This is a genomic window from Rhizobium sp. P2_G2, assembly GCF_056403555.1.
Genome location: NZ_JBFUFF010000144.1, coordinates 1 through 12,508, shown reverse-complemented (window position 1 = coordinate 12,508; position 12,508 = coordinate 1). Strand labels below are relative to the sequence as shown.

At 58.9% G+C, this 12,508-nt stretch carries 11 protein-coding genes and 2 pseudogenes; 9 read left to right on the top strand and 4 right to left on the bottom strand.

Annotated features, from left to right (window positions below; genetic code table 11):
* Positions 1–168: 168 nt before the first annotated feature.
* The 4 genes and pseudogenes from AC1D06_RS39225 to AC1D06_RS39210 form a co-directional block, all read left to right on the top strand.
* Positions 169–315: pseudogene (locus AC1D06_RS39225) on the top strand (IS5/IS1182 family transposase); the annotation flags it as partial.
* 70 nt (positions 316–385) lie between these two features.
* A complete protein-coding gene (locus AC1D06_RS39220; RefSeq protein ID WP_477877194.1) occupies positions 386–697 on the top strand; it encodes a glutathione S-transferase N-terminal domain-containing protein in 312 nt (103 codons plus the stop codon).
* Positions 589–861: a glutathione S-transferase family protein gene (locus AC1D06_RS39215; protein ID WP_477877406.1), complete on the top strand. Its 273-nt coding sequence runs from the start codon at positions 589–591 to the stop codon at positions 859–861. Before AC1D06_RS39220 ends, AC1D06_RS39215 begins: the two co-directional genes overlap by 109 nt.
* A 276-nt stretch (positions 862–1,137) precedes the next feature.
* Positions 1,138–2,067 carry an adenylate/guanylate cyclase domain-containing protein gene (locus tag AC1D06_RS39210; protein ID WP_477990947.1) on the top strand — a complete coding sequence of 310 codons (930 nt, stop codon included), beginning with the start codon at positions 1,138–1,140 and terminating at the stop codon, positions 2,065–2,067.
* A 114-nt stretch (positions 2,068–2,181) separates the two neighbouring features.
* On the opposite strand, the pseudogene AC1D06_RS39205 reads toward AC1D06_RS39210, so the two are convergent.
* Together AC1D06_RS39205 and AC1D06_RS39200 are read right to left on the bottom strand one after the other, a co-directional pair.
* Positions 2,182–2,491: pseudogene (locus AC1D06_RS39205) on the bottom strand (transglutaminase family protein); the annotation flags it as partial.
* 307 nt (positions 2,492–2,798) lie between these two features.
* Complete coding sequence (locus AC1D06_RS39200; protein ID WP_477877196.1) at positions 2,799–3,455, bottom strand: DUF2270 domain-containing protein; 657 nt, start codon at positions 3,453–3,455, stop codon at positions 2,799–2,801.
* A 246-nt stretch (positions 3,456–3,701) separates the two neighbouring features.
* On the opposite strand from AC1D06_RS39200, the gene AC1D06_RS39195 reads away from it, so the two are divergent.
* Positions 3,702–5,999, top strand: a complete 2,298-nt coding sequence (locus AC1D06_RS39195) for a cation:proton antiporter domain-containing protein (RefSeq protein ID WP_477990946.1) — start codon at positions 3,702–3,704, stop codon at positions 5,997–5,999.
* A gap of 328 nt (positions 6,000–6,327) precedes the next feature.
* Here AC1D06_RS39195 and AC1D06_RS39190 read toward each other — a convergent pair whose 3' ends face one another.
* Positions 6,328–6,660, bottom strand: coding sequence for a flagellin (locus AC1D06_RS39190; protein WP_477990945.1), 333 nt, complete (start codon positions 6,658–6,660; stop codon positions 6,328–6,330).
* Positions 6,661–7,111: 451 nt separating this feature from the next.
* Between AC1D06_RS39190 and AC1D06_RS39185 the strand changes: the two genes are divergently transcribed.
* The 4 genes from AC1D06_RS39185 to AC1D06_RS39170 all read left to right on the top strand — a co-directional run bounded on the left by AC1D06_RS39185 (position 7,112) and on the right by AC1D06_RS39170 (position 11,205).
* Positions 7,112–8,458, top strand: a complete 1,347-nt coding sequence (locus tag AC1D06_RS39185) for a sensor histidine kinase (RefSeq protein ID WP_477990944.1) — start codon at positions 7,112–7,114, stop codon at positions 8,456–8,458.
* A gap of 889 nt (positions 8,459–9,347) precedes the next feature.
* Entirely contained in the window at positions 9,348–9,893 is a 546-nt protein-coding gene (locus AC1D06_RS39180; RefSeq protein ID WP_477877200.1) for a YidB family protein, read from the top strand.
* 345 nt (positions 9,894–10,238) lie between these two features.
* Complete coding sequence (locus AC1D06_RS39175) at positions 10,239–10,601, top strand: DUF982 domain-containing protein (RefSeq protein WP_477990943.1); 363 nt, start codon at positions 10,239–10,241, stop codon at positions 10,599–10,601.
* A 391-nt stretch (positions 10,602–10,992) separates the two neighbouring features.
* A complete protein-coding gene (locus AC1D06_RS39170) occupies positions 10,993–11,205 on the top strand; it encodes a hypothetical protein (RefSeq protein WP_477877203.1) in 213 nt (70 codons plus the stop codon).
* Between the two features lie 524 nt (positions 11,206–11,729).
* Here the strand turns inward: AC1D06_RS39170 and AC1D06_RS39165 are convergent.
* Positions 11,730–12,071, bottom strand: a complete 342-nt coding sequence (locus AC1D06_RS39165) for a hypothetical protein (RefSeq protein ID WP_477990942.1) — start codon at positions 12,069–12,071, stop codon at positions 11,730–11,732.
* Between the last annotated feature and the right edge of the window lie 437 nt (positions 12,072–12,508).

Sequence of the window (12,508 nt, the reverse complement as noted above, 5' to 3'; positions counted from 1 at the left end):
GCCTTGACCGCACCGGCATGCGGCAGATCATCTGTACCGTGGTTCGCCGGGTCGAAATCGACGATGCAGACATCGAGATCATCTTCCGTGTTCCGCCACTTGATGGCCCAGCCGGCCCAAAATCACCAAGCCAGGCGCCCAGTTCCACGCAACATTGTACAGCGGACCGTCGAAAGAACATTTGCTTGGCTCGGGCGTTGCCGCCGCCTCGCCAAGGACTGGGAAAAGTCCATCGAAAGCTCAACAGCATGGGCGCAAATCGCTTCAATCCGAATGCTCACCAGACGTATCGCAAGGTATTGGATCTACGAATGAACTTTTGAATCGGGCTCTCAGAAGTCCGCCGGCACCAGCGTGATCCGCCGACTATAAGGGCACCGCCGGGATGCGCCTCGTCCATCCCCTCGGCAAATCGCCGATCCTGGAAGACACCGACGGTGATGTTGGTCATTTGACACTGGTCGAGACGGGCGCGATCTGCGAATATCTCGCGGAGAAAGCGGGCGGTCGTTTGGGCCAAACGACCGGGCAAGCGTTCTGCTTTACAACCAGTTTCTCCACTACGCGGAAGGATCGCTTATGCCCCCGATGGTCGCGACGCTGGTCGTCAGCCGCCTACGGCTGCTTGGCCGCTTGGCCGCCAAGAGGCTGCGGCCGATGCTCGACTTACACCTCGATTTCGTGGAGCAGGAATTGAGACGACGCGCGTGGTTTGCCACCACCGAATTGACCGCCGCCGACATCATGAAGTCGTTCCCGCTCGAAGCCGCACGCTACCAGGCTTCGTCGCCGACGGGAAAAGGCGGCCGTCGCCTGGCTCGAGAGTATTCACGGCCTCGCTGCCTACAAGCCCGCCCTTGACAGGGGTGGCGGGTATGCGCTCTCGGAAATTGTAAAGTAAGGCGATCGAGGTCGCATCATTCGCCGACGGATTGCTCTGTGCGGAGTGAACATCGCCGGGCGGCCCTAGACAACGAAATATCAACGGAAACGATCGCACGCCCTGCGCCCGCTTCGTGGAACAACCCGTCGTGCCGCCAGTTGATGTTTGACGCGGCCTCGCGGAGAACTCTGAAGACGGGTCTCAGAGGTTCTCCGCTTGGCAATCGCCTCATTGGCAACCCAAGGACCCACACGATGGAAGCTCCTCCTCTCGAACGCAAGCTAGCGGCGATCTTAGCGGCGGACATCGAGGGGTATTCACGTTTGATGCACCTGGACGAGGAACAGACGCTGGCCACGCTCACGTCGCATCGCACCATCGTTGACGGGTTGATAGAAACGGCCCATGGCCAGATTTTTGGCACCGCGGGAGACAGCGTGCTGGCCGAATTCCCGTCCATCGTCCACGCCTTCCAATCAGCGGTCGCGATCCAGCAGGCGATGTGGCGCGCCAACCAGAAGCTACCGGACGATCGCCGCATGAACTTTCGCATCGGGATCAACGTGGGCGATGTGATGGTCAAGAACGGGGATATCTTCGGCGACGGAGTTAACATCGCGGCACGCCTCGAGACGCTGGCCGATGTCGGAGGCATTTGTGTTTCGAGGGGCGTGCGGGATCACTTGCGCGACCGAGTCGACGCCGAGTTCGAAGACCTCGGTGAACAGAACATCAAGAATATCGCGCGCCCCTTGCGGGTGTTCCGTGCCAAGTTCGAACCGGAGGGGGAGCCGATCCTCGAAATCTCGACCGCCCCCCAAAATCGAGAATCGTTCTCCGATATCGGTGATACGCTTTCTCCTCAAGGTAATGGTCAGGACGACGACAATTCAGTCGAAGTCTCGTTTTGGGAAACTGTGCGGGAGAGCGGTGACCCGGTTGAATACGCGATCTATCTGGATCGGTTCCCCGACGGCCAATTCGCAGAATTGGCGAAAGCCCGAATTGAGGGCGGCGGCACCCCCCAGGGCGATCCAGCCATCGAACTGGCCTTTTGGGAAACTGTCCGCGACACTGGCAACAAAGCCATGATCGAAGCTTACCTGGCCAAATTTCCCCGCGGCCAGTTCGTCGCGCTGGCAAACTTGATCCTATCCGATCTCTCTTCCAGAGAACCGGAATGAGATAGGGAGCATGCAGCCCGGCAACCGAGTGGATAAGCCAGCGCGCGGTTCAGGGACGTCGCCCTCGAAGACAACGAAACATGGCGCGACGCCCATTGTAGCTCGCGACTTGGCTCACTGCGCTCCGGCGTTCGGAGCCGATCCTTAGTCGAAATGGCATCGGTCGTCCGTCCCGGCAGTTCCGGCGAGCCGTCCGCGGCTCAATCATTATCGTCACGGGTCCCATCTCCATCTCGCCGAACGGCGACGCGAACGCGATCTCCGCCGCGTCCCGACCGACGCCAATGCGGACCAGGCCGTCGAGGTTTGCCTGGCGCGTTGCTTCGAACAGCCACCATCGTCCGGAAAGGAGGCATTCCAACACGCCAGGGAAGTCCCGTGGTTGGAGACCGTAGGCATAGCAGCCACCGAAACGCGCGGGTATGTGTCTTGTGGCATTTGCTACATGCTTCCGCGTATGTCCGGAAACGGACGGCAAACCAACTGTCGTCAAATTGATTGCCCCGAAATGAACAGCGAACAACTCCCAGCGCCTCGCGACCCGATCGCACTCGTCGTCAACGATGAGCCGCTCATCCTCATGGATGCATCCTGCATCTTGGCCGACGAAGGCTATTCCGTGATCGAGGCCAGCACGGCGGAAGAAGCGTACGCCTTTCTTGTGAAGCATCCGAGCCTTCAACTGGTTACCGCACCTGGAACAATCAGATGCCCCTTGGTGGATTTGAGCATCAAACATGTACGTCGCCGTGGGCAAGTTCCCCCTCTTCGTCGGCGGTGAAGAATACGAGAAAGACCAGGACACAATAAAAGACTGCAACGACTGCGGCAACGACGACACCCGGGACAGGGCCGAGATCGGCGTTTGTGATTGCTTCCAGTACAGAGTGGACGAAATCGCCCTTCGGACCTTGATCCTGCAAGTTGGGGGTCGAGATTTTCAACACCCAGGCAGCCAGCAAGATGGCAAAGACATGGATGTAGTTGCGCTTTAGACGCCTGGCGAACGCCAGCCGCTGTGAGATGAGGAATTTTGGGGTCCTCAGGCTCTCGCCTAGAATGAGCAGCCAATTGGACGCGAAATCCGGCTGTGGGGAAAAAATCTGAGCGAAATAGTAGCGCTCGAACTGGCGGACGCGGGCGCGATAGACGTCGAAGAAGCGATAGCGGCGCGCCTCAATCCAGAGCAAAAGCAGCGTCAGCAGCATAGCGAACAGAACCACGCCATGGTGGGAACTCGGGCTGGAGAGAGAAACCGACAGCATCGCGGCCGCGACTGTAAGCGCCCAGTTCGTCGTGCGGTCGAGACGATCCCGCCATCCGGCCATGCGTGCGATTTCGGCGCGGTGAAAGTGCGACATGGTGTTGACAAGTTCGGAAGATGTCATTGGCGCACTCGGCTTGGGAGTCGCCGGCAACGTCGGTGCGTTCGTCATGACCGTCAAGCTCCTCTGCTCGTTGGCTATAGACGGCACAAGCTAGAGCAACTTCTATGGTTCCAAAAGCCACAAGGTCGGCGCTCCGAGCAGTGTTTCGTGCGACGTTTGAAGAGGCGGCCAAGGTACTTTTCTGGCCGGGCGGAACGCGGGTCTGGATCGAKCGTTGCAGTTTCAATTCCAGCGTCGCGTGGCCTCATGAGCTTTTTTGGAAACAGGATTTTGCCGCGCCATCGTATCCCGATGGCGTCGGTGTTCGTGGCGCTTTGTCTTGTCATCGCTTGTTCTCCAGCCCTGGCGGCCTCGTCCCAAGCTCACGCACCATCCGAGTCCCTTTTCCTGATCCAGATCATCATCCTCGTCGTGATCGGTAGGCTGCTGGGCGAATTGATGGTCCGCATCGGTCAACCCTCGATCATGGGTCAGATCATCGGTGGAATATTGTTGGGTCCGAGCGTGTTCGGCGCTCTTTGGCCCGAGTTGCAGACACAAATATTTCCAAGCTCTGAAGTGCAAAAGAGCATGATGGACGCCGTGGCGCAGCTCGGTATCTTATTCTTGCTGCTGCTCGCCGGAATGGAGACGGACGTGCGCCTTGCCATACGCCTGCGGCGGGCTGCACTTGGCGTATCGCTGACTGGCATCCTCATACCCTTCGTGCTGGGATTCGCCCTCGGCGAGCTGATCCCGGCCGACATCCTTTCGGACCCGAATAAGCGGCTGGTGACCGCACTGTTCCTCGGTACCGCGCTCTCGATCTCTTCCGTCAAGATTGTCGCATCGGTGGTGCGCGAGATGGACTTCATGCGCCGCAACGTGGGCCAGCTGATCGTTGCCTCCGCGATCATCGACGACACCGTCGGCTGGGTGATCATCGCCATCACCTTTGGCCTGGCGGAAAAAGGTTCAGTAGACGTCCGCACCCTCGCCATAAGCGTCATCGGCACTTTGGCTTTCATGGCCTTCAGTTTCACCATCGGACGACGCCTGGTGTTCGAGGCCATCAGGCTTACCAACGACACGTTTCGCAGTGATCTGCCCGTCTTGAGCGCGATAGTTGCGATCATGGGTGGCATGGCGATCATTACCGACCTCATCGGCGTGCACACCGTGCTCGGCGCTTTCGTGGCTGGCATTCTCGTCGGGGAATCGCCAATCCTCACCCGTCAAATAGAGGGGCAGTTGCGCGCATTGACGACCGCACTGTTCATGCCGGTATTTTTTGGTCTGACGGGTCTCAAGACCGATCTCAGCGTGCTCCTCGACCCCCACATTCTCCTGCTTGCGGTCGGCCTTATCGTCATTGCTAGCGTCGGCAAATTCGCCGGCGCATTCACCGGTGCTCGGTTTGGAGGATTTTCCATTGCCGAGGCCATGGCGTTGGGATGTGGCATGAATGCGCGCGGGTCGACGGAAGTGATTGTAGCCTCGATCGGGCTTGCAGTGGGCGTTCTCGACGAAAAGCTGTTCTCTGTGATTGTTGCAATGGCCGTCGTCACCACCATGGCGATGCCGCCCTCGCTCAGATGGGCGTTGGCAAGGTTGCCGATGCGCTCAGAGGAGCGGGACCGGCTCAAACAGGAAGAGTTCGAGGACCAGAGCTATCTGGCGAATTTCGAGCGCATCATGCTCGCTGTCGATCTCACGCCCAGCAGCGACCTCGCGGCCCGCATCGCAGGCCATTTCGTAGTCATGAGGAAGACGCCAGTTACGGTGTTGAATATCATCGAGGACGAGGCGGCCAAAGACTTGCCGGAAGGCACTGATAATTCTCCGACGAACAGCGACGACGCACAGTCGGTCGCCGAACGCGTGAAATCAACTGCGGGCGGGGCAATCGCGTCGGAAGCGGGCACCGGCACCACCGCGCAAGGCGACATTCACGTGATCACCAGGGTCAAGAACGCTGATCTACGCAAAATCCTGGGTGAAGGTTCGGACCAGGGCCACGATCTGTTGTTCATCGGCGTCGAGCCTGTCGCAGCCGCCGACGGCGGGTTTGACGAACAAATCTCGGTCATGACATCTGCCTTCAAGGGCACCACGGTGATCATCTCTTCTCGCGGACAGGGTATCGCCGACGACAGGAACATGCGTATTCTTGTGCCCGTGAGCGGCACCGAACGTTCGACACGTGCGGCCGAGTTCGCCTTTCTCATCGCCAAGGCAACCGGGTGTTCGGTGTCGGTGATCTACATTGTCGGACCGGGGCAGATGCGCTCGCGGTCGCGCGTGAGCGACAATTCGAACATGCATGCAGCCACATCGGACCGGATCGACGAAGTTGCCAACTACTATGGGGTTTCTGCCCAGAAAATCGTTCAACAAGGCGATTCTCCGGAACTGTCCATTCTGCGGCATGCTCGGCGTGGCCGTTACGATCTGATTGTGCTCGGGGTCAGCCGCCGCGTCGGCGATGGGCTTTCCTATGGTCGAATTGCCGACACATTGCTGGAAGCTGCCGATCGGTCGTTTGTGTTCATCGAAACGGAATAGCTTTAATACAGTGCAGGCGGTTTTGCGACGCTGCCTCATCGGGAGTGCCGTCGCAAGATACAGCATCGACCGGGAGCATTCAGCTCGCGTAATTCCTCGATTAGCGTCGCCGACGTTGCCGACGAGAACGCGCGGGCAACGTCCAGGCAGCGTGCTGTCGCCACACATTTAGTTGCCTTCGGCATCCGTATTGAATGTGGAAAGTTCCACTCAGGTGTCCGACGGGCCTCGCCATTAGCGTCGTTGTGCTTCTCCTCGTGGGAGACGACCTCGTTGAGCGTGAAGCCGTCATCCGCCGTGCCTGTTGACTATGTCGGAACTTTAGATGTCACTGGAACAATCTGAGCACGCTGTCGGCCTCGGCGTTGGCGACCGAAAGCGACTGGATACCGAGCTGCTGCCGCGCCTGCAGCGCCCTGATCCTCGCGGAACTCGCGTCCATGTCGGCGTCGACCAGCTTGCCCACTCCCTTCGAGATCGTGTCCATGTTCGACTGGTTCTGTTCCTCGTAGGAGGCGAACGACTTCTGCATGGCACCGAGGGTCGCCATTTGGTCGGTGAGGTAGTTGAGTTTGTCGTCCATCTTCTGGATGTAGTCGTCGTAGATGGCGTTCCGGTCCCCGCCGCAGACGTGCATGCCGCGCTCCAGCTCCCGCAACACTTGAACACCCGATGCTTTAGGGTGGACGTCACGAATGAGCACAAGACGCACGAGGCGTTCAGGGAACGGGATCGGTAAGCTGTCGAATCCTAGATGTGACAGCCGAAGATGCGCGGTGAACCGCTGTATGCATGCAGCCCCAGCAAAGCTAGCTATCGACCGAAGTCAAAACCAAAGTACCATCTGGTGCGCGGACCTATTGTGCTTCTCCAATGTTGTTATGGACGAGCCAGCACCTAAATACTGATCATCGGCAGTCGGAGCTTTACCCTTTCGACGGACAGCGGTCCGCTGCCAGATACTTGGCCGTGGGCCGCACTATCGAAGAACAACGGACCGAAATCTGAAGAAACCACCCGCATGCAACAAGCAGTCTATTCAAGGGTGCGAAAGATGCTACAACAGTTCGGCGGGGTCGCAGTCGAACGCACGATGAACCTGCGGAGATGGCATGAGCAGTGATGCGAAACTTGAACTAGCGTTGAGAGCTGCAAATATCGGCATCTGGGACTGGGATCTGCAAACCACCGAATTCGACTATTCCGAGCGGGCCAGATCGATCTTCGGCTTTGCACCGTTCGGAGAGATCACGTATGACATGGTCCGAGCCGTCACGCATCCCGATGACTTCCCCCACACTTCCGCGCAGGCCAAACGGGCGATCGACCCCGCGTTGCGAGAAGACATGCCATATGAATACCGCATCTTCCGGGCGGACACGGGCGAACTAAGATGGGTTCGGGCGGAGGGCAACGCGGTCTTTGAGATCGGCAGCGACACGGTCAAGGCCATCCGGTATATCGGCTGCATCCAGGACATAACGGATACCAAGCGGGCGGCGGCAGCTCTTGAGGAGAGCGAACGCAGACAGAGGTTGGCGATCGAGGCCGCCGGCATGGCCGTGTGGGAAATCGATCTTCGAACCAACTCGCTTGCGACATCTCCTGATTTAAAGCGCCTCTTTGGCTTTGCGGCCGAAGAGGAGCCTACCTTGGAAGACTTCAGGGAATGCTACGTGCCCGGAGAACAGGGCAAGACAAGGGAGGCGGCGATTGCAGCGTTGGGCCAGGGAGAAAGCCACTTTGAAGCTGAGTTCCGGATCAACAGGAAAGACGGCCAGGAGCGATGGCTGCTGCTGAGGGCGGAGATACTGCTCTCTGGCGGGGGTGAGCCGCAACGCGTCGTCGGCGTCGTGATGGACATCGACGAGCGCAAGCGGAACGCGGAACGGCAAGTCCTGCTCATGCGGGAACTTAACCATCGGGTGAAAAACTCGCTGAGCGTCGTCCAATCCATAGCCGGCCAGACGTTTCGGCAGGGCATCGACATCTCAGCCGGCCTCGAGGCGTTTCGTTCGAGATTGCGAGCACTCGCAGACGCCAATGACATCCTGATGCAAAGCGAGTGGGCCTCTTTCGATCTCGAGACACTAATCGACAAGGTGACCGCTCCCTACAGGACCCGGGGGCCGGGCCCGTTCACGATCACCGGGTCGCACATACTTATCCCGCCTCGCTACAATGTGTCTCTTGCCCTAGCGCTGCATGAGCTCGCGACCAATGCGGCAAAATACGGTGCCTTGGCTGCGCGCGAAGGGAAGGTCATGATCGATTGTCAAAGCAACGACGAAACCGCCTCGATCGAGTGGCTGGAATCCGGCGGGCCACCCGTGACGGAAACGAGCCGCCAAGGCTTCGGCCTCCAACTGCTTACAAAGGTATTGGCACCCGCTTTCAGCAAAATGGATTACGAATTGCGTCCTCAGGGCGCGCGCTGCCGCATAGAGTTCCGCCTGTGAAACATCGAAGGGGCGATGAGGTGAGAAGTGAGTGGTCCGTCGACAAGAGACCGCAGCCACGTCAGTCGTTCGTCGCCGCTAACGGCGGTCTGATCCCGAACGGCACGCTTGTGGCTTGCCCTGAGATCCCGCGCTCTCGACGACGCGGCCGATCGAGACCTATACCCCGTAGATGACATAGCCAGAGAATGGCTCCGGTGTTCAGATGAGACCTCCGTCCAGGGTTTTCGCTTGCCAGGGTTCGAACGGTGGTTTTGATCCAGCTCATGCAGTCCGCCTGAGTGCCAACCCACCCATGCGCGAACACGCGACGATCTATTCACCCCACGCTCATTTCCCGTGTTTGGCGGGCAGCCCGCGAACTCACCATGCTTTCGACAGACAATTACGTGACGGCTGCTCTTGTCCTTGACGGTTTAGAGCTTCCCATTGGCAGGAACCGCACAAGCAGCTCTCCCTGGCTCAACAGCTTCTCCAGCCCGCCTCGGTACTCGCGCCGCTATTCTCCGTCGGCCCCGTCGACCCATGACATAGATCACGACAACCCTATCTTCTTCCGATCTGCCGCCCGACCAGAGTCCTTTCGCGAGTGAGTTCAAGAAAGCCGTCGCGGCGCCGTCGCGGTCCGTCAACTCACGTTGAACGCTGGTTGCGATTTCCTCGCATTTAATGATGTCCTTTGATCTTGCAGGGATAAACAGCTGAACCGAGTGCATACGCCCGGCAAACAGCGAAGCAGGTGGCAATGTTCCGGCGCAGCGGAAACTATGACGTCGTAGTGGTAGGCCGGTGGCCAAAATCGGCTCGGAACGCGCAGACCTCCGCTGCGTTGAACCGATGTCGAGCCGCACCGCTTTTGCCGCGGCGTCCAACATAACAGGAGTTTCCAATGTCACGTGGACCACTGACCGCGCTGCTCGCAGTCCTCGCTGTCGCGGGCTATCAGAACCGCAACAAGATCGCCGAAGTACTCAGAAACCTCGGACAAGGGGCACAGATGCCCGACCGCGATGGCACCATGCCAGCCAACACGGGAGGCATCGGCGATATCCTTGGTCGACTTTCGAATGGCGGTCTCGGAAGCTTACTCGGCGGTACGTCACCAGGCGGCATCCTCAGCGGCGGCTTGGGCGGCCTTCTAGAGCAGTTCCGCAACAATGGTGTCGATAAGGCGGACTCGTGGGTCAACACCGGACCGAACGACACGATCGAAGACCACGAGCTATCCAAGGCGCTCGGGCCGGAAATCATCGATGAACTCGTCGCCAAGACCGGGTTATCGGCGGAGGAAGTCCTCGCCCGCTTGTCTCGTGACCTCCCCAAGGCCGTCGACGACCTGACACCGGACGGTAAGGTCCCGACGGAACAGGAAATGACGGACCTGGCTCCCCCGCCGCCGTCTCGTTCGTCAGTCCCGAACGCTGGCACAGCCTGAGCGGTAAATTAGCAGTCTGTTGACGGACAACTCTTGCTGCGGTGATGAGTCGATACTCATGGGTTCCATAAAACTGGTCGAGGCGGGCCCGCATTCGTTCGTGCGTGGAACCATCTCGGCTCGTCAGCAGTTTGGGGGCGGAAAAGACCACATACGCGATGGGACCTATGACGGACGACGAAAACGACAATCTCAGCCTTGGCGAATCAGATCTCACGAACCTGCGTCCGGACGCCCGACGAGAGAGGACGGACATCCTGTTTAGAGCAATGGCACGCGCCRAAACCGTCAAGCGCCACGAGAAGACTGAGCGCCTAAAGCGCGCGCGTATGGAGGCGGCACGAGATGGCATATGAGAATTCGGCTCTGGGGGAAGATGTATTGAGTTCGCCCGTTTCCTCGCGGTTCGACAAGGTTGTAGGGTTGAACATGGAAGGCGAATGGCTGGCCGTGGACAATGCGATGGACGCCGCGCGTATGTTGGCCGATGCGTGGCCGGACAGATCAGGCCCGTCATATAAGCGGGCGTTGACCGCATGCCGTGCTTATCTCGACCATGGCGGTTCGCCGATCGCGGCAAGGGCTGCCTTCTCAGTCGCGGTGATGGAACTTGGCCTGCCGTTCAGGGTGTTCGACGACATGATGGCCTTCATGGATTTTCAAGTCGAAGTTATGACCGAGGAAGATATCCGGCGCAGCGCAGTTTGACGAGGGAAGTTTCTGGCACCTGTTGCCCGCGCCGGAACATCGCTTGCCGAGGCCGTTGTCGGAACATGCAAACTCTCGAACGACAGATATCGTGCGGCATGAGGACATTGGCGAACTTGTCGATTTTGAGGTCGCGGACATCGTCGCCACAGGAAACGAACAGAGTTATTCCGCCCAGGAAGTGGGGGCGGCATTGACGGATCCGTGAGCGCAAAGTCGGATGCGCTCAAACAAGACCTAACCGGGTAGAGGGTCCTCTCGTCGACCTGGAAGGGCCCCATTCGGGTGAGCTTCCGGCGGGCACCTCCACAAAAGTCGATCTTGGTATCGGATAAAGATGACCCTCAGCCTCCGATCGAGCCTTCTGCGATCTTTCAATAATCGAGACCACATGGACCTGAATCAATTGCTCCGCATGCTGGACGAAATGGAACCGGGAATGTCGATGAGCATTCCCAAGGACTGGATCAGCGCAAACGTGGCGGGCGGAGACGAAACCGAGCGCTACGTGAATACGATTGAATTCGTCCTCGGGCACAACTGCACATGGGAACATGATCCTGAAGGAAAGCGTCTGACGTTCGAGAAACACCCCACCGTATAGCAAGGCCAACAGGCCTGGAAATAGAAAGGCCTCTTTTCATGACAAGCTCCAAGAGATCTCAGGCGCCAAGTCGACGTCGAGGGTGGAGTTCTTGACAGCCGGGTGCGAGAAGTTGCCATTTAGCCTTCCGACTCAACCTTTTCGGCGACGCGGGAACGAAAGCCGTGAATTTTCGCGTCCGTATTCGGGCTCTCGCCCGGCGTAGCCACATCTTCTGCTTGCTGTTCGTACCGATTCAGCACCACTGTCGCCAAGCGGTATTGACTGATTTGGGCGCGCTCTTCATCTGAGATGAATTCGACGGGTGCGCTCGGGTGGTCGTCTACCGGGCACATCCTCGTGCTACGAGACCTCCGTCTTTCGGCACAGAAACATTCATCACTGAAAAGTGTAATGATCGCCAAACCTCGTTATCCGTTGGTCAGCGACACAGACGTTGGAACCAAACGCCGCGTCGAGGATTACGGTAGGCTCCGGGAGAGAACCCCATGGGCCCGTGTCTGACAACCGTCTGCGATACACTTCTAGGTGTTCCCCACACCGAAACGACGGATCGCCGCCGCTTCGGACCTCAACGTTGACGCGGTCCGTGCCATTGCGCCGTCTCCCTTGACGAACAGATGAGTGATTCTGGCGGCGCGCCACGCGTCGAGGAGATGCTCGACCATCGTTTCGTCAGTGTTCACGGGACGAAGGATCGTCGTGGTTTGTCCGACGCGCGTCGCGCCCAGCCACACGGGCCGATCGGGGTGCATGAGCGCATGTCTCGGCATCGTCGACAGTGTCGTCTTCGACCAACTGTCGCCGGGCCGCTCGTCCTGCCGACGGCTTGATTGGCCCTGTTCAATACGCTTAGCGACAGCCATGTCAGCCTCATGCCAAACTCTTGCGATGCCTGCGGCGTATCGGCGCCAGGCAACGCAGGTCCAGACGCCGCCTGGGCCGGTCGATGTCACCTGGCGTCTTCCATTCCTCGTGCGCGTCCCAGTCAAGCGACCCAAGGCGGCCAAGACCTCGGCAAGAGACACCTCGCCACTGGAGCCGGGATAATGACGCAGTGTTGGGATTGATTCGACCGTATATTGATCGCTGGCCCAAGACGCCAAGATCGCTCGCTTTTCCTGTGCGGACAAATGCGTCGCGCAAAGCACATCTGTTGGATGCCCGAAATGGGCCGTCCGGTGCAGGAGGTGCGACACGATGAATCCCTCTGGGCCAGCGGTCGTGACGGAATTGTCTACTGGGCCCTTTCTCATTTTTCGCTCCATGGATCGTCACTCAATGGATCGGTGCGTGCCGGGAC

Bases quoted from the DNA above. Each gene is read 5' to 3' on its own strand.
- AC1D06_RS39220 (WP_477877194.1), top strand. From the start codon at position 386: ATGCGCCTCGTCCATCCCCTCGGCAAATCGCCGATCCTGGAAGACACC.
- AC1D06_RS39215 (WP_477877406.1), top strand. From the start codon at position 589: ATGGTCGCGACGCTGGTCGTCAGCCGCCTACGGCTGCTTGGCCGCTTG.
- AC1D06_RS39210 (WP_477990947.1), top strand. From the start codon at position 1,138: ATGGAAGCTCCTCCTCTCGAACGCAAGCTAGCGGCGATCTTAGCGGCG.
- AC1D06_RS39200 (WP_477877196.1), bottom strand. From the start codon at position 3,455: ATGACATCTTCCGAACTTGTCAACACCATGTCGCACTTTCACCGCGCC.
- AC1D06_RS39195 (WP_477990946.1), top strand. From the start codon at position 3,702: ATGAGCTTTTTTGGAAACAGGATTTTGCCGCGCCATCGTATCCCGATG.
- AC1D06_RS39185 (WP_477990944.1), top strand. From the start codon at position 7,112: ATGAGCAGTGATGCGAAACTTGAACTAGCGTTGAGAGCTGCAAATATC.
- AC1D06_RS39180 (WP_477877200.1), top strand. From the start codon at position 9,348: ATGTCACGTGGACCACTGACCGCGCTGCTCGCAGTCCTCGCTGTCGCG.
- AC1D06_RS39175 (WP_477990943.1), top strand. From the start codon at position 10,239: ATGGCATATGAGAATTCGGCTCTGGGGGAAGATGTATTGAGTTCGCCC.
- AC1D06_RS39170 (WP_477877203.1), top strand. From the start codon at position 10,993: ATGGACCTGAATCAATTGCTCCGCATGCTGGACGAAATGGAACCGGGA.
- AC1D06_RS39165 (WP_477990942.1), bottom strand. From the start codon at position 12,071: ATGGCTGTCGCTAAGCGTATTGAACAGGGCCAATCAAGCCGTCGGCAG.